Genomic DNA, 18,130 nt, shown 5'->3' with positions numbered 1-18,130 from the left:
AAACTAGAAAGAAAAATGAGCTACAAAACGTGGTCAACAATGACCACGTTTTTTATTTCAGATAAACAAGATCATTATCAGGCTGGTACCTGACTCACCTTATCCACCAAATACAGAATTGAGCGATACTCAATGCCGCTGTGCTCAGATAAACCAATCTCACAGGTTTTGCTATTTGAGTAGCCTTCCTTACAATTTTCAGGCACCTGTGCTTTCAGTGGCGCCAGCGCAGAAGCATTCAGTTCCGGCGTGGTAAAGCCCTTATCACCGGCAAAACCACAACACTGAATATCTTCAGGAATGATAACCTGTTTCGCACACGCCTCTGTTACTCGCTTCATCACATCAGCCAACCCTTTACGACGGGAGGTACACGTAATGTGAAGCATCACCGGCTCTTCCTGCGGCGTAATCGACAAACGCGGCATCACAAACTCAGCCACAAACTGGAATGGCTCATAGATTGTCAGATCCCGTTGCAGGTTATCCCGACTCAGGCTGGCACACGGACTGGTATCCATCAATACCGGTAATGAACCTTGTTCAGATGCCTGCCATAAAGCATCTTCCAACTGTTTTGCTTTATCTTCTGCGGTCTCTACAAAGCCCTTACTTTTATATGGCATACCACAGCACTGGTTATTCAGGTCGTCCGGCAACACAACCTCATATCCGGCTTTCTTCAACAGCGAAATAGTCACATCAGCAAGCGGGCGTGGATCCATTGCCTGTTTCTCGGTGCCCATATTGCGGGAAGCACAACTAGGGAAATAAACAATCTTTTCTTTACTGACCGAGCGGATTGTCAGGCTCTCTCTATTCAAGCTCTTTGCCGCCCTAGGCATGTGCGGTGTCCATAACGGGACTTTACGCGCTGTCAGATTATGCGCCACTTTTGTCAGGGTACGCATCTTCTTCGTACCCAGCATTGCGTGCATACCATTGGCAACACTTAGGCCAACACGAGTTGCGGCAGTTACGCCATCAAAGTGATTTGCTGTCCAGCGCGCAATACTCTTAGCTATATCAGAATGATCTTCTCGCAGCTTCCGCATTAAGTCACCGGTATTGATATCAACCGGACAGCGATCTGCACACAAACCTGTCGCCGCACAAGTAGCCACCCCCTGATAACGGAATGTCTTTTCCATTTCCGCCAAACGAGCCGGATCTTCATTGGTTCTGCGCAATCTGCTGATTTCCCGATAAACAGTATTACGTTGGCGCGGTGTCAAAGACAAATTCCGAGAAGGGCAAACTGGTTCACAGAATCCACACTCAATACATTTATCAATGAGAGTATCCGCAGCAGGCATCGCTTTAAGGTCTTTCACATGAGCCTGATGATCATTATTGAGAATCACCCCTGGATTCAGAATGCCTGTTCCATCAAAAATATGCTTGATCTGCTGCATCAAAGCATAACCTTCAGCACCCCACTCCAATTCCACAAAAGGAGCCATATTGCGCCCAGTACCATGCTCTGCTTTCAACGACCCCTGGTAATCCACTGCAACCAATTGAGCAACGGCATCCATAAAGGCACTGTAACGTGTCACTTCTTTTTCTGTATCAAAAGCTTGTGTGAAAACGAAATGCAGGTTCCCAGCCAGAGCATGACCAAAAATAATAGCTTCGTGATAGTCGTACTTTACAAACAACTCTTGCAGTTCACGAACTGCCGGAGCCAGTTGTTCAATCGGGAACGCCACATCCTCGATGATGACAGTCGTACCGGTTTCACGAACGGCACCAACCGCAGGGAAAAGGCCTTTACGAATGCCCCATAACTGAGCACAAACACCCGCATCACGACTGAAGGACACCTGCTCCATCGGAGTGAACTCATCAATCAATGCCATAATTGAATCAGCCTGGGCAGACAGGTCTGCTTCATTTTCGCCATGCAGCTCAATCAACAATGCCGCAGCTTCGGTATTACCTTCCTCACCCAGTCTGGCAATGAAATCCGGCATTCCCGGCTTATCGGCAACTGATGCCAGCGCCCTGCTATCCATCAGCTCAACAGCCGCGACTTGTGTTTTACTAAGCGCACTGACGGCAAGGCATGTTTTCTCGATATCAGTGAAAACAAATAACCCGGAAGCCTTGAAGGCATGATCAATCACTGTGTTATAGGTGATGTCAGCAATAAAACCGAGAGTACCTTCCGAGCCAATTAGCAGGTGCTGAAGGATTTCAATCGGATCGTCATAATCCACCAACGAGTTTAGGCTATAGCCGGTCGTGTTTTTCAGGCGGTACTTATGCCTGATCTTATCTGCTAGCTCCGGGTTATTACGACAACTTTCAGCCAACTTAGATAAGTCAGAAAGCAATAACGAATGACTCAGTTTGAATCGTCTGACGCTGTCGCGATCCAATGTATCCAGCACCGTACCGTCAGCAAGCACAACCGTCATTCCTGCCAGAGTCTTATAGCTGTTCTGTGCAGTACCGCAACACATCCCTGATGCATTGTTTGCTGCAATACCGCCAATCTTACAGGTATTGATGGAAGCCGGATCCGGGCCGATTTTACGTCCGTACGAGGAAAGGTATTTATTGGCGTCAGATCCAATCACTCCCGGCTGTAGCCAAATCTGTTCACCATTATTAAGAATTTTATGGTTACGCCAATTATCAGTCAGGGTGATTAATACAGAATCGGACAGAGCCTGCCCGGAGAGGCTGGTCCCGGCGGCACGGAATGTCACCGGAATGTTCGACGTATAACAGGCTTTAAGCGCAAATACGACTTCGTCCAGTGTATCCAGTTGAAGGATCAGTTTGGGAACCAGGCGGTAAAAACTCGCATCAGTGCCATACGCCAGGGTTAATGTAGGGTCAGTAATAATTCGCTTTTCATCGATCTGAGCTTTCAGCTGCTCAACCAATGCAATGTAGGGCTGCTGCATTGTGTCTCCGTGTAGGTCAGTATGCTCATCTTATTTCTTCCGGACCTGATAATTATAAATTTAGCCGGATAGTGTTATTCAGCTATTTTACCGAGCCACTTTTAGTGAATATATCACCAGCAATACACTTGTTTGTTGCAAAAGGTTTAACAATCTACCAAATACACCCACCGGCTAATCGCCAGACTAAAACAAGATAAAGAAACGACAAAAAAGAAAACAAAGACTTAAAAGCAGAGTTTTAAAAACAAGTGACATGAAGAGCACTTAGGAACAGCCCCAAAGATAATTGGCCACGAGAATTTCAAAGAAGAGATTTTGGCGGACGCCAGATACAAAAAAACCAGCATAAGCTGGCCTGTCGTATTCAGATTAGTTGAAACCTGAAAGAGATGGAGGCGCGTCCCGGAGTCGAACCGAGGTCCACGGATTTGCAATCCGCTGCATAGCCACTCTGCCAACGCGCCATCTTTTATTACTAACCGTTTGGGACAATGCCCTGTTCGGTATGGCGGCCATTTTACAGATACTCCCCACTGTGTCACGGAAAAAATGAAAAAAAACAATCGTTCGCTTTAAATTTCACCATCCACATCAAACATTAGCCAATAAGTACTTTTTATTCCCCAAGAAACTCATCACTTATGCCGATAGACAAAATAGAGTGAACAAAAAAAAGGCGGCTCATTGAGCCGCCTTTCGACATTTCTTTTACAAGAGATCAAATATCTTCTGAGTTCAGCAGATCATTTTTTGCTGCCTTCAGGTAGATATACATTGACCAGTATGTCAGCACCATCGCGACATAAAGAGCGACATAACCAGTCCATACAACCCACTCATTCGGGTGCCACAACAAAACCAGCAACGCAAACATCTGAGACGCAGTTTTAACTTTACCAACCCATGAAACAGCAACACTAGAGCGCTTACCTAGCTCTGCCATCCACTCACGAAGTGCTGAAATAATAATCTCACGGCTAATCATGGTAACAGCAGGGATTGTTACCCAAATTGAATGATAGTGCTCGACAACCAAAACCATCGCAGTTGCAACCATCACCTTGTCGGCAACCGGATCAATGAAAGCACCAAAACGGGTGGTCTGATTTAATTTACGAGCAAGGAAGCCATCGAACCAGTCTGTTACACCGGCACCAAAGAAGATCATCGCAGTTGCAAAAGGCGCCCACTCATAAGGCAGATAAAAAGTGATCACAAAAAATGGGATAAGCAACAGGCGGATGAAGCTGAGTATGTTAGGAATCGTTAAACGCATAATTCTTAGTTCTTATGATTGACTTCATTGGGGAGCCGCATTGCTAGCCATGCTGCAATGCGTCATAAATTTTATCTGCCAAAGACTTACTAATACCAGGAACTTTGGCAATTTCTTCTTTGCTGGCTCTTTTCAGTTCTTGTAATCCACCCATGTATTTCAGCAGAGCCTGACGACGTTTCGGGCCAATACCTTCCACATCTTCCAGAACGCTACGTTTTCTGACTTTCGCACGCTGAGCACGGTGACCACTAATTGCATGATTATGACTTTCGTCACGAATATGCTGGATCAAATGCAAAGCAGGCGAATCGGACGGCATCGAGAACTCCTCTCCGGTAACCAGAAGCAGGGTTTCCAGCCCGGGTTTTCGGGTTGTTCCTTTTGCCACACCGACCAACAGCGAACGTTTAGGCCACTCTTCCATCAGTGGACTTACTACATCATACGCTCTTGACAGCTGACCTCTACCCCCATCGATAAAAATAATGTCGGGAATCTTATCTGGATCCAACTGTTTATCGTATCTGCGAGTTAAAGCCTGAGCCATCGCAGCATAATCATCACCGCCGGTAATACCGGTGATATTGTAACGACGATATTCCTGCTTCAGCGGACCGTCCTGATTAAACACCACGCAGGAAGCAACCGTCTTCTCACCCATGGTATGACTGATATCAAAACACTCCATCCGCTCCAGGACACGAAGATTTAGCGCATTACTCAATTCAGAAAAGCGCTGCTGAATCGTCATTTTATGGTTGAGCTTACTTGTCAGTGCAGTGCTGGCATTAGTTTGTGCCAACTTGAGATAACGAGCCCGATTCCCCCGAGAATGGGTTTTGAGCACGATCTTACGGCCTGCCAGTTCTGTCAGTGTTTCTGCGATGATTTTTTTCTCTTCGCCCGGATCTGCGCCGAGCAAAATAACTGAAGGAATCACCCTTCCCTCAGCCTGATTCAGATAGAACTGACTGACAAAACTGGATAAGACTTCGGTAAGCTCCGCGTCAATTGGCATCTTCGGAAAATAACTGCGACTACCGAGGATCTTACCCTGCCGGATATACAGCGCATGGATACAAGCCATTCCCTGCTCATGAGCTATACCAATCACATCCATATCATCTTCGCTGTCATGGCTGACAAACTGCTGCTCCTGCACCCGGCGTAACGCCTGAATTTGATCTCGGTAAGTGGCTGCTTTCTCAAACGCTAACTGTTGGCTGGCTTGCTCCATTTTTTCGACAAGAGATGCAATAACCTGCCGATCTTTACCCTGTAGGAACAAACGCACGTAGTTAACCTGCTCTTTATATTCCTCTTCACTTACCAAGCCCTTCACACACGGGCCGAGGCAACGGCCAATCTGATACATCAGGCATGGCCGACTACGATTAGCATAAACAGAATCCTCACACTGGCGAACTGGGAAAATTTTCTGCAACAGGTGAAGGCTTTCGCGCACTGCGCCGGAATCAGGGTAAGGGCCAAAATATTCGCCTTTGCGCTTTTTGGTGCCGCGATGAATCGTTAAGCGAGGGTGTGCACTGGCACTGAGGAAGATATAAGGATAGGACTTATCGTCCCGAAGCAGCACGTTATATTTAGGCAGGTACTGCTTGATGTAGTTGTGCTCAAGGATCAGGGCTTCGGTTTCGGTATGGGTTACCGTGACATCCACTTTGCAAATGTTTTTAACCAAAGCCCGGGTTTTCTCTCCCGCTACATTCGCCCGAAAGTAGCTGGAAAGACGCTTTTTCAAATCCTTTGCTTTACCGACATAAATAACCTCACCAACCGCATCATACATTCTGTAGACGCCGGGTTGGTGAGTAACAGTTTTCAAAAAGGCTTTTGAATCAAATGGTTCGGACACTACAACGTCTCTGTGTCTAGCATTCCATGTCGTATTGCAAGGTGGGTCAGCTCTACATCGCCATTGATGTCCAGTTTATTGAACAGGCGGTAACGGTAACTGTTAACCGTTTTAGGGCTCAGATTCAGTTGCTCCGAAATCTCAGTCACTTTCTGCCCTTTGGTGATCATCATCATGATCTGCAATTCACGTTCAGAAAGGTCTTTAAAAGGATTTTCTGAATCCGGAACAAACTGGCTCAGGGCCATTTGCTGTGCAATTTCAGGCGAAATGTAACGTTGGCCGCTGTTAACCGTACGAATTGCATTCACCATTTCATCCGGCCCTGCACCTTTTGTCAGGTAACCGGCAGCACCCGCCTGCATAACTTTCGTCGGAAACGGATTCTCGGTATGAATGGTCAATACGATAATTTTAACATCGGGATTAAAGCGAAGAATCTTACGGGTAGCTTCCAGACCACCGATCCCAGGCATATTCATATCCATAAGAACGATGTCTGCATGATTGCTACGACACCATTTTACGGCTTCTTCACCACTGTCGGCTTCCCCTACCACTTTAATACCACGGACATCTTCAAGCAGACGTCGGATCCCTGTGCGAACCAGTTCGTGATCATCTACAAGGAATACATTAATCAAGCTGTATCTCCAATATGATTTGGCTCTGCACCCAGCCGGAATTGGCGGGATAGCTATAAATGATATTACCCAATTTTACCCCAACTTGAAATCTGAACCCATGCTGTTTCTGTGTATCAGCGCAAGTTTTCGCTTCAAGTTACAACTTGACAAAATTGGCCCTTCGTAAGTTTTTTGCAAGCTTCAATAGAAATCGTGCTGAGCAGCAGTATTTACCATATATGCAAAAAAATAAAGTATAAAATTCAATATATCCGGTTGCTTACAAACCAAGCAGAAACATTGCCTGAGAAAGATATCTATACATCAGGCTTGTGAGCTGTATTTTACATGCAAAGTTGGTGATTTAGCTACGTGGACTAAATTTATTGCTCTCAAACCTCAAAAACTCATGATTTCTCTATTCAAGTCAGCAGTTTATTTGTCATAAAAGATAAAGTTCTTGATTCTGTAAACTCATCATTAGTGACTACCAAACAATACAATGCTATCTGAAATGCTAGCCAATCAGTTCAAACCATCTCACCATTTCGGGTAAAAAAGCTCATTCTGTGTTGTTTATGCGACACCGGCACACATTCTTTCCTATATCTACACTTCTTCACCTCACTTTTTCTTACATAGAGATAATCACAAATCAGCCGTCATTTATTTTTCTCCATGACCCGATCTTCTGCAAAACGCTTATTCCTTAGACGTCTAGATGTAAAGCGTTCCTTTATGCTTTCGCTTCATGTATGATTGCCGCCGCTTATGTCTACCCACATAACCGCTCTTGCTCAAAAAAGGATATTTGCGCACAGGCCCATACACACCATTGGTGTGTTTTTTTGTTCCTGTAGATCAGGCAGTGCGGCAATAGCTTCAGGTTAAGCATCTCTGGTGGACATAAAAAAGCAAATACCCATAGAGAGTTAATTGAAGGTTATGTCATGAATCTTTCTGCCAAGACTGTGGTTCTTATTGCCATCGGCGCAGCCCTGTACGGCATAGGCGGCTTGCCTATGTTTGGTATCCCTGTCTTTGCTAACACCACCCTAAAGCCAGCTATGGCTGTTTTAGCATTGTTTGGCGTTCTTTTCGGCCCTCTTGTTGGCTTCCTTGTCGGCTTCATTGGCCACTGGGTTACTGACCTGTTTGCGGGCTGGGGTGTCTGGATTACCTGGGTTCTCGGCTCAGGCATTGTCGGCATGCTAATCGGCCTGTACCCCAAAATTACCAAAGGGCGTCTGGAGAAGGGCCTGTTCTCGAAACTGGACTTTACCCTGTTTGTACTTCTTGCCTTTATTGGCAACGTTGTGGGCTATGGCTGTTCCGCCTTCCTTGATGCCGTCCTTTATGCAGAACCTTTTACCAAGGTATTGGCTCAGCTCACCATCATTGCTGCAGGTAACACTGTGCTTATCGCCATTGTCGGCCACTTCATCCTAACCGCCGTTGCCAAGCGCAAGCAGCAAAGCTACAACCTGAAAGAGGCTTACTAAAGCATGACAATTAAGTTTTCTAATTTCTCGTTCAAGTATTGGGCGCTGGAAAAACCGACCCTGAAAAATATTGATCTGACGATCGAGAAAGGCGAAAAGGTTGTCATCGTTGGCCCGAGCGGTAGCGGTAAGTCCACCCTTGGCCAATGTTTGAACGGACTCATCCCATTTGCAGTCAAAGGTGATATCACCGGCAATCTGACTATCAATGGGCATGACACCCAAAAAATGGATCTCCACCAGTGTACGAATATGGTCGGAACTGTACTTCAGGATACAGACGGTCAGTTTGTAGGACTGAGCATCGGTGAAGATATCGCATTTGCCCTTGAGAACCAGATGATTCCTCAGGGAGAAATGCACGATATCGTCAAAAAAACAGCCGAGATGGTTGATCTTGACGAGATGCTGGAACTGTCTCCGTTTGATCTCAGCGGCGGCCAGAAACAACGTGTCTCACTGGCAGGTGTAATGGTCGATGATGTCGACATCCTGCTTTTTGATGAGCCATTGGCAAGCCTGGATCCGCAAACAGGCAAAGCAACCATCGAAATCATCGACCAACTACATAAAAACACTGGCAAAACAGTGATTATTATTGAGCACCGTCTGGAAGATGTGCTTCATCGCGATGTCGACCGTATCATCATGATGGAGCGCGGCGAAATTGTAGCCAACATGACACCGGATGAACTGCTGGCAAGCCAACTGCTTCAACAGCACGGCATCCGTGAGCCTCTTTATATTTCAGCAATGAAAGCAGCTGGCTGCACTATCACAGCTGAAGACAAACCTTCAAGCCTGTCATCAATGACAATTGACGACTTCAAGCCACAACTACTTGAGTGGTTTGAACAAGGTGACGTCGTCAGCGAGAGCCAAGGCACCACACCTTTACTGTCGGTTAAAAACCTGAGCTACTCCTACGATGATCAACGTAAGACGTTGGATAATTTAAGTTTCTCAGTCAATAAAGGTGAGTTCGTTTCGATTCTTGGTAAGAATGGTTCGGGCAAATCAACCATCACCCGCCTCATCATGGGTGTACTGGAACCGGACACCGGCAGCATCGAATTTAATGGCCGAAATCTGGCTGACTGCACCATTTTTGAACGCAGCCAGCATATCGGTATTGTACTGCAGAACCCGAATCATATGATTTCTCATCACATGATTTTCGATGAAGTGGCTTCTGGTCTGCGTAACCGTGGTATTGCCGAAGACATCGTCGATAAGAAAGTACATGAAGTTCTGGAACTGTGTGGCTTAGGTCGATACCGCCACTGGCCTATCGAAGCACTGAGCTATGGGCAGAAAAAGCGAGTTACTATTGCGACAATCCTGGTGCTTGAGCCTGAACTGCTGATTCTTGATGAACCGACGGCAGGTCAGGATTACCACCACTACACATCAATGATGGCCTTCATCCGTGAACTCAACGAAAAGCTGGGTATCACGATTGTGATCATCTCGCATGACATGCACCTGGTACTTGAATATACCGACCGTGCCATTGTTATTGCCGACAGTCACTTGCTGGCCGACCAGCCTGTTAATGCTATTTTCAGCCAGCCAGACCTGCTTGAAAAAGCAAACCTGACAGTAACCAGCCTCTATACCTTGGGTAAAGAGTTGGGCATCGAACGAATCGATAACTTTATTCGTTGCTTCATTAACCATGAGGCAAATAAAAACGCATGAAAACAAATAAAATTAAATTCGGTATCAGCTACGTTAATACCGGTTCACCTTTGCACGCGCTAAACGGTATTACCAAGTTCATCCTTTTTATGAGCTGGGTTACCATGGTTTTGATCACCTTTGATCTACGAGTAATTTGCGGACTGATTCTGGTCGGTTTCGCCCTGTTAAAACTCAGCCGGGTACCTTTCACTGTCTACAAATCTCTGATGATTGGTACAACAACCGTGCTGCTAATGAATGCCCTGTTCATGTTTCTTATTGCACCTCAGCAAGGAACTGAGTACATGGGAAGTGAGACAGTTCTGCTATCAATGGCAGGTAACTACTCCATCACCACAGAAACGCTGTTCTACCTGCTGACGGTAACCCTGAAATACTTCAGTATGTTCCCGATTGCTCTGGTCTTTGTGTTCACAACACACCCGACAGAATTCTCTGCCAGCCTGAACAAGCTCGGCATACCTTATCGTATTTCTTATGCTGTCAGCCTGACCCTGCGCTACCTGCCGGAAGTAACCAAAGATTTCATCAACATCATGCACGCCCAGCAGGCTCGTGGAGTAGATATATCAAAGAACGCGCCTGTACTGACTCGTATTAAGAACGTTGCCAAGATTCTCGGCCCTCTGATTTTCTCAAGCCTTGATCGTGCCGACGTCATTTCCAATGCAATGACACTGCGTGGCTTTGGTCGCAACAAAAAGCGTAGCTGGTATAGCCTGAAACCGATGACCAAAGCTGACTACGCTGTTCTGGCTGTTATCACCATTGTGCTGATACTTGGTTTTATCCGCCGAGCTCAGTCTGAGCAACTGTTCTGGTATCCGTTCTGATACCCTCATGAACGGCTCAAACGATTGAGAAAAGCCGCATCATGCGGCTTTTTTGTGTTGTGTGATTAAAAGCAAAACCGATTCCCCTTAGACTTTGGTTTGAAATATTAAAAAAGCCAGCAACCTCGCGGTGCTGGCTTTTCTTTATAACTAAAATCAGGACTTAATCGGTTTTAAACGCATGGTGGCGGAACAGCTGATCAACGATATCCCGTGATGATGCCCCGGAATCCAGTTCAAGACCGGAAAGTTCAACATTATCTAAAACGATGTTTTGTTCCTGGCCTGAATCCGTAGTCACGGTCAGATTCACCTTACCGTCATCATTAACATCAGCATTCAAGTGGCCAAGCAACGCATCCATATCAATATTATCTTCTTTGATATCAGGCAGAATTTCCGCCAAATCCAGTTGGTCTTCATCCAGCTTAAAATCAATGATAACGTCAGTCTGTGCAGTATCACCCAGTGATGTCAGATGCCACGCAAACACATCCGCGCCATCGCCGCCAACAAGAATATCATTACCCAGACCGCCAATCAGAGTATCTTCACCTGAACCGCCAACAAGAATATCATCACCGACTCCACCATCCAGGGTATCTCCACCACCCTGACCAAGCATAATATCTGAATCCGTTGTACCTGGCAGTATGTTCGCTTCATCGTCACCAGCTACTGCTGTTTGATCGACCTCTACCGGTTTAACTTCACTACTGCTGCCGCCCATCAGGGTCAGAGTGAATACGTTGTCACTTTCTGCACCTTTGGTATCCTGCACCTGGAACAGGAATTTCAAATCCACCTGTTGACCGTCAAGCAGTGGCGACGTTTCACTCTGAGTAAAGTGGTAACTACCGTTATTCGCCACCTCAAGAGTACCGAATACAGTCGTTAGGTGTAGCTTGCCTTCTACAAGCTCGCTGGACGTAACCAAAGGACCGTTGATCTCAGCCCCATGCAAATCGGCATCTAGTAATGAAAAGTCATTGCTATCCAGAGAGACCGTCAAAGCATCACCGTCTGCATCCTGAGTACCTTTCAGCAATTCACCTGCCACAGGCTCCGGTGAGAAATGGTTTAGGTAATTAGATAATTCAGTACCGGAATTCACATAAACTACATCCTCGGAGCTAATCTGTTGTAGGGCAGAATCAACTTTCTCGTTACCCTCAACGGCAATACCAATGCCATACACCTTGGCTTCCTGATCGGCGACATATTTCTCCCATTGAGAATACAGTTCTGGCGTAATCTCCGTTCCATTGGGCTCACCATCAGACATAAAGAAGATGGTATCAACACTCTCTACCGGAAGCTCCACAGGGTCCCAAATGTAGTCACCATTTTCATCATACTCATCCTGCCACGGATAGATGACTCTTGAGCCTAACACACCATTTTCAGGGCTATCATTCTCATCATCTGGCTGTATAACCCTTTCAAGTGCTTTAGCATAATCCGTTCCTGCAGCGTTCGATGTATGAGGAGCATAAGAGCCACCAGACCAACACCAGCGATTTATAAATTCATTCAATTCATTCCGGTAGCCTAGATCACTTGGGTCTCTGCCATTTAGCTCAGGAGGCGTTGTTTCCCAATATATGTCTTCTAGTGTTGACCACCCTGTCTTCTCTGCTTCAGCAGCAAATCTTACAATTCGGATATAGGTGTTAGAGTCACCACCTTCAGCAATCAACTTACCAACCATTTCATGTAATGCCACAGCAGCTTGATAGGCGCGGGACTCTAAACGTAGTTCAGGAGTGCTCGAGCTCGTTTTCGTTCCATCGAAAGTTTCGCGCATACTTTCAGACACATCGAATACAACAGTTATCTTATTAATAGGCTGCTCTTCAACAACTGCATAACCGTGAACAGGCTGGCTTTCCGGTGCATGGTTCTCGTTAACATTGACAGTCACATTTGCCAAATCACTATCCACACCATCGGTAACTTTCACAGTTAATTGATGCGATTGCTGAGTGTCATGATCTAATGCTTCTTTCAGCCAAATTTCACCGGTTGTCGGATTAATCTCAAACTTATTCGTGTCGCCATTTACCAACTCATAAGTTAGCGAAGCGTCTTCATCCGGATCAAAAGCATTAACTTTTCCTACTAACAAGCCTGATTCTTGCTCATCAACATTAAAGCTAAAGCTGTCATCCGTTCTATTGCCGTCAACATCCGTACCATGGTTCTGATTAACATCACTCGGGCTGATAAATTCCGGACCACGATCCAAAATATCAATGACAATCTGACTATCAACCAGATCACCATCAGCATCGCGAAGTACGACATCAAATGTATCTTGCTGATTACTTGTCACATTCTTCGCCTGGTAATCATATTTACCTGTTTCGAAGTTAATGACTAAACGGCCATTATCCGTTTGCAGTGACAATAATGACGATTCAGATACCTGTTGCTTGGTTCCATCACTATTAAATTTCAGAACAGCATCAGTCTCTGCATCATATTCATATTTGTCATCACCAATAGCGATACTGTCTACCCATGACATTTCACCACCAATGTCATTAGTCAACTCACCCGTCAATTGACCGGGAACTGATGATACGAGAACCTCGGTGAATTTCGCGTCATTTTCGACAAGAAGGGCCGTTCCTTTGTCTGTCGCCATCGAAGGAAGATATTTAATATCAGCATTTTGACCTATTCCCAGCGACCAAATATTGTCAAATGGCTGGTTATGCTCTTCAAACTCTTTCGACATAGAGCTCTCCAGCATCAACTTTTCCTCCTCCTCAGTTGGAGAAACCCAGCCATTAAGCAAATCATTGTAATGCGCCTGACCACCAACATCTTCAGGCTCAAGACCAGACATAAGAGTTGTCCGCATATCGTCATACATCTCTCGGCTATGATCTGTCCAATAACCAAAGTTTGTTGGCGTACCATCTGAGATGAAATAAAACTGATTGTTAGTGCCTGCCATCACCTGCTGACTTGCTGGATCATCGAGAATATCACCGACCTGATCGATCGCCTGATGATAAGGAGTCCATCCCATTGGCGTAATACTATTGAAGAAATCTTCTATCTCTTCGACTGAAGTAAGCCATGCCGAAACAGCGCCATCAGGATAGCCAGCATGTGCGGCAATCTTAAACTGGACATCACCCAAAGCATCATACTGTTCGAACATCTTAATGAGTGATTCTTTAGTTAAGTCCCAACGAGTAACACTTTCCCCATCAGCATTCTCAACGATATCTCGCGTCATTGAACCAGAAGCATCCAGCGCAATCACTACTGAGTTTGACTGTGGCTGAACATCAACGACTGTATGCATCTGAGGATCTGCCTGCGGTACAGTATCAGTGATATTCACATGTAAAACAGCGCTATCCGTCTGAGCTCCGGTAGTGACCGCAACCTTGAGATCTAAGGTTATCTCATCTTTCCCCTGCTCCGGATGGTCAACAGCTCTGAATAAATCAACCGTGTAATTACCTGTAGAGCCGTCAATATGGGCTTCGAAGACTTCAACACGCGCACCATCAACCATGCTATAACCTTTCAGGGTATAACCGTCACTGCTGACTTCATAATTGACTGGTTGACCATGACTTGTCAGGCCATCTGCAATTTGAATCGCTTCAAAGTGATAATCAGCTGAATCCGCGGAACCTAAATCTGCAACAAACTGCCCCTGGTAACTGTCACTGTTGTTCGTTCGCAAGTCGCCTTCATTTAGGTGTGCCTGAGCATCTTCTAACGAAATGGTTTCACCGATCAGAGTAACTTTTACTTTAGCTGTATCAGTTAAGCCATGTTCATCCTTTATGGTGTACTCAAATTCAACATTACGAACTTCACCGGCTTTAAGATCCTGTTGTTCAGCAGGTAGCTGCTTTAGGTATTCCTCAGCATCAAATACCAACTTGCCATCCTGAAGCGTGACATAACCATCTTTCGGATAATCAATAATGGTCAGAACATCATTTTCAGGATCAGTATCGTTAGCCAGAACATCAATGACCAATGAACCGGTCTCATGAGTTTGATAAGCTGTATCGAATGTTGTCAGCTCTGCGCTAACCTCTGTAACAAAGTACTCCGAACCTTTTGGATCAACGACACCATCTTTATAGCCAAGTGCTGACATCTCAATCGTATCGAAATACAGGCCTCCAGCATCGATAGGTACAATCTGACTACCACCTCTAGTACATTCAAAAGTACCGGTAGCAACTAAGGTTCCTTGATAAAAGGCTTTCCAGACCCCCTGCTCAATTCCTGGCTCCCAGCTACCATTTTTGGTATCTGTCCAAAGGTTTTTAACTTCTACTTCTGCATGATTTGATAACTGACCGTTGGCAAAAGTGAAACTCATTGCTTCACTCTTATTTTCACCATCGACATAACCAACCTGCCCTGCTTGAACCTGATCTGTCGTTGAATCGTAATCAGACTTCACACCGAATTTATGACCGCCATCTCCGGTGTAATCAGATTTTTCAGCATCAGCAACTTTTTCACCAGTCTTGGTATCTATGACGTAGTAGTCGACTTTAATATCAGCGTTGGTATCCCAGTTCGATTCATCAAGAACTTTTGTTGCAATAGTAATACCCTGATCCTGTACAGCATCAGGGCCTTCATTAATATCACCAACAACCACTTCAACTGTCGCGATATCCTTCAGGCCGTTGCCGTCACTCACTTCCACATCCAGGCTGTAGCTGTCTGCGGTTTCATGATCCAGTGCCACGCCGTCCTTTAGGCGAATTTCACCCGTTGAGGCGTTGATTTCAAACAGGTCGTTGTGGTTTTTCAGGGTATAGGTCGCGCTATCTCCCGCATCCGGATCATAGCAGGTTACCTGACCGACTGGCGCACCCGGCTGGTTTTCATCAACACTGAAGCGATAGCTGTCACTGTCTGCCTGACCGTTTTCAAGGCCGTAATTATCGTTCGAGCCGCTGATGAACTCCGGTGCTTCGTTGACATCACCGACAACCACTTCCACTGTCGCAATGTCCTTCAGGCCATCGCCATCACTCACTTCCACATCCAGGTTGTAGCTGTCTGCGGTTTCATGATCCAGTGCCACGCCATCCTTCAGACGAATTTCACCCGTTGAAGCGTTGATTTCAAACAGGTCGTTGTGGGTTTTCAGGGTATAGGTCGCGCTATCTCCCGCATCCGGATCATAGGAGGTTACCTGACCGACTGGCACACCCGGCTGGTTTTCATCAACACTGAAGCGATAGCTGTCGCTGTCTGCCTGGCCGTTTTCAAGGCCGTGATTATCGTTCGAGCCACTGATGAACTCCGGTGCTTCGTTGACATCACCGACAACCACTTCCACTGTGGCGGTATCTTTCAGGCCATCGCCGTCACTTACCTCCACATCCAGGCTGTAGCTGTCTGCGGTTTCATGATCCAGTGCCACGCCGTCTTTCAGGCGAATTTCACCGGTCGAGGCGTTAATTTCAAACAGGTCGTTGTGGTTTTTCAGGGTATAGGTCGCGCTATCTCCCGCATCCGGATCATAGGAGGTTGCCTGACCGACTGGCGCACCCGGCTGATTTTCATCAACACTGAAACGATAGCTGTCACTGTCTGCCTGACCGTTTTCAAGGCCGTGATTATCGTTCGAGCCGCTGATAAACTCCGGCGCTTCATTAACATCACCGACAACCACTTCCACCGTGGCGGTATCTTTCCGGCCGTCGCCGTCACTGACTTCCACATCCAGGCTGTAGCTGTCTGCGGTTTCATGATCCAGTGCCACGCCGTCCTTTAGGCGAATTTCACCCGTTGAGGCGTTGATTTCAAACAGGTCGTTGTGGTTTTTCAGGGTATAGGTCGCGTTATCTCCCGCATCCGGATCATAGGAGGTTACCTGACCGACTGGTGCACCCGGCTGGTTTTCATCAACACTGAAGCGATAGCTGTCACTGTCTGCCTGACCGTTTTCAAGGCCGTGATTATCGTTCGAGCCGCTGATGAACTCTGGACTATCACCAGTACCGTTAATAGTCACTGTTACTGTGTGCTCGGTGCCGTCGGCAGTAGTCACAGTGAAGTCACGCGTTAACGGTTCACTCTCCGCTGTCAGCGCCTGCACTTCTGGGGCATCGTTGTTCAGTTCATAAGTCCAATTACCGGCCGCATCGACTTTGAAGGTGCCGTAATTTCCATCGGTAACAGTGTCAGCATTAAACCGAGCTTCACCCACATCCGGATCAATAACATTCAGCTTACCAGCTGTGCTCAAGGTCATGTCTTCGGTGACTGAACCTTTATCGGCATCCGGCGTAACTGGAGTAACTTCAGCACCATCCTCAGTACCGACAACCGTAATTGTCAACGTCTGGGTATCTTCACCACCACGGCCGTCTGTCACTTTATAAATAACCTGTAGCTTTGCGGTCTCGCCTTCTTTAAGACTTTCATATACAGGATGGGTCGGGTCAAAAGAGTATGAACCGTCCTTATTGAATATCAGCCCATCAGGAATATTCTGGTCCACCAGCTGATAAGTGAGGGAGTCTCCATCAGGATCAGTAGCCGTTACACGGCCGGTAACCAGATCACCACCTTCAGTAGCAGAATCTGTTTTAGCCTGAGCAACAGGCACCTGGTTAGCAATTTGGGTAACGTTCAGGTTTGCAGGAGAATTTTGCGACTCATTATCATCAAGTGTTTGAACTTCATTAAACGCTGTATCAAACCCGGCTTCAGCCAATACGCTGTCGTAGTCGTAATCAATAACGACAAAGCCCTGATTTGATGAGCTTGAAACTGAACTACCGGCGGCTGTTGCTTCGAAAATTTTCGTTGGGTCGTCCCCTGACAGGATGGCATTTTGAATTGCAGTCAGGTCATCAGTTTCAAAACGAGTTTGCTCGATGACCTCTTGGTTAAAAGCAAGATGGCGCTCAAGAGATGCGACCCGGACATTATCTCCTTCTAATGCAATGCAGGTAGGGCATGGCTGCTCAACCACAACAGGCACGCCATTCTCCATAACAACGTAACGGACACCTGAATTGGCAACCATAACTTCATCTGATTGCATTTGATATTCAGCTTTAACCGCTACAACTTCCTTCCCCTCTTTTAGAACGAATGCTGTTCCGTTCGTTACAGTTACATCAGCCACTTTACTTTTATCCACTGTATTCATATGAGCCATCCCACAAGCATTCACCATGAAAATAAATTATCGCGATGAATATGAAACTTAATTTCTATTAATGATTATTTTTGTATGTAAATTACGCAATTAAGCACATCTCCATGAAATACATTGACCGCTCAAAATATGCCACAAAGGGATATTCAACTTGATTGTGAACCAGTTTCAGTTCACTCCTAAATACCAATAGCAATTCAAAGAAATAAAAT

General features: G+C 46.0%; 8 protein-coding genes and 1 tRNA gene. 3 read left to right on the top strand and 6 right to left on the bottom strand.

Annotated features, from left to right (window positions below):
• Positions 1-77 precede the first annotated feature (77 nt).
• The 5 genes from AACQ93_RS06715 to uvrY form a co-directional block, all read right to left on the bottom strand.
• Positions 78-2,918, bottom strand: coding sequence for an FAD-binding and (Fe-S)-binding domain-containing protein (locus tag AACQ93_RS06715; protein ID WP_064603088.1), 2,841 nt, complete (start codon positions 2,916-2,918; stop codon positions 78-80).
• Positions 2,919-3,311: 393 nt separating this feature from the next.
• Positions 3,312-3,385, bottom strand: a tRNA-Cys gene (locus tag AACQ93_RS06710).
• Between the two features lie 254 nt (positions 3,386-3,639).
• Positions 3,640-4,197, bottom strand: coding sequence for a CDP-diacylglycerol--glycerol-3-phosphate 3-phosphatidyltransferase (gene pgsA, locus AACQ93_RS06705; RefSeq protein WP_064603085.1), 558 nt, complete (start codon positions 4,195-4,197; stop codon positions 3,640-3,642).
• 43 nt (positions 4,198-4,240) lie between these two features.
• Positions 4,241-6,076: an excinuclease ABC subunit UvrC gene (gene uvrC / locus AACQ93_RS06700; protein WP_084419016.1), complete on the bottom strand. Its 1,836-nt coding sequence runs from the start codon at positions 6,074-6,076 to the stop codon at positions 4,241-4,243.
• Complete coding sequence (uvrY, locus tag AACQ93_RS06695; protein WP_007462322.1) at positions 6,076-6,720, bottom strand: UvrY/SirA/GacA family response regulator transcription factor; 645 nt, start codon at positions 6,718-6,720, stop codon at positions 6,076-6,078. The genes uvrC and uvrY overlap by 1 nt, the downstream gene beginning before the upstream one ends.
• A gap of 932 nt (positions 6,721-7,652) precedes the next feature.
• Between uvrY and AACQ93_RS06690 the strand changes: the two genes are divergently transcribed.
• Genes AACQ93_RS06690 through AACQ93_RS06680 form a run of 3 tightly spaced genes read left to right on the top strand, consistent with a single transcriptional unit; the run spans position 7,653 to position 10,741 of the window.
• On the top strand, positions 7,653-8,204 hold the full coding sequence (locus tag AACQ93_RS06690; RefSeq protein WP_064603082.1) for an ECF-type riboflavin transporter substrate-binding protein: 552 nt from the start codon (positions 7,653-7,655) through the stop codon (positions 8,202-8,204).
• Positions 8,205-8,207: 3 nt separating this feature from the next.
• The gene (locus AACQ93_RS06685; protein WP_064603079.1) at positions 8,208-9,905 is read left to right on the top strand and encodes an ABC transporter ATP-binding protein; all 1,698 of its coding nucleotides are present in this window, start codon (positions 8,208-8,210) and stop codon (positions 9,903-9,905) included.
• Entirely contained in the window at positions 9,902-10,741 is an 840-nt protein-coding gene (locus tag AACQ93_RS06680; protein ID WP_064603076.1) for an energy-coupling factor transporter transmembrane component T family protein, read from the top strand. The genes AACQ93_RS06685 and AACQ93_RS06680 overlap by 4 nt, the downstream gene beginning before the upstream one ends.
• Before the next feature lie 163 nt (positions 10,742-10,904).
• Here the strand turns inward: AACQ93_RS06680 and AACQ93_RS06675 are convergent, their stop codons facing one another.
• Entirely contained in the window at positions 10,905-17,909 is a 7,005-nt protein-coding gene (locus AACQ93_RS06675; RefSeq protein ID WP_198160097.1) for a retention module-containing protein, read from the bottom strand.
• Positions 17,910-18,130: the final 221 nt, after the last annotated feature.

It is taken from the genome of Photobacterium sp. J15 (assembly GCF_963870815.1).
Classification (GTDB): domain Bacteria; phylum Pseudomonadota; class Gammaproteobacteria; order Enterobacterales; family Vibrionaceae; genus Photobacterium; species Photobacterium marinum.
This window is presented reverse-complemented; position numbering and strand designations above follow the sequence as displayed.

Bases quoted from the DNA above. Each gene is read 5' to 3' on its own strand.
- AACQ93_RS06690 (WP_064603082.1), top strand. From the start codon at position 7,653: ATGAATCTTTCTGCCAAGACTGTGGTTCTTATTGCCATCGGCGCAGCC.
- AACQ93_RS06685 (WP_064603079.1), top strand. From the start codon at position 8,208: ATGACAATTAAGTTTTCTAATTTCTCGTTCAAGTATTGGGCGCTGGAA.
- AACQ93_RS06680 (WP_064603076.1), top strand. From the start codon at position 9,902: ATGAAAACAAATAAAATTAAATTCGGTATCAGCTACGTTAATACCGGT.
- AACQ93_RS06675 (WP_198160097.1), bottom strand. From the start codon at position 17,909: ATGAATACAGTGGATAAAAGTAAAGTGGCTGATGTAACTGTAACGAAC.
- AACQ93_RS06715 (WP_064603088.1), bottom strand. From the start codon at position 2,918: ATGCAGCAGCCCTACATTGCATTGGTTGAGCAGCTGAAAGCTCAGATC.
- pgsA (WP_064603085.1), bottom strand. From the start codon at position 4,197: ATGCGTTTAACGATTCCTAACATACTCAGCTTCATCCGCCTGTTGCTT.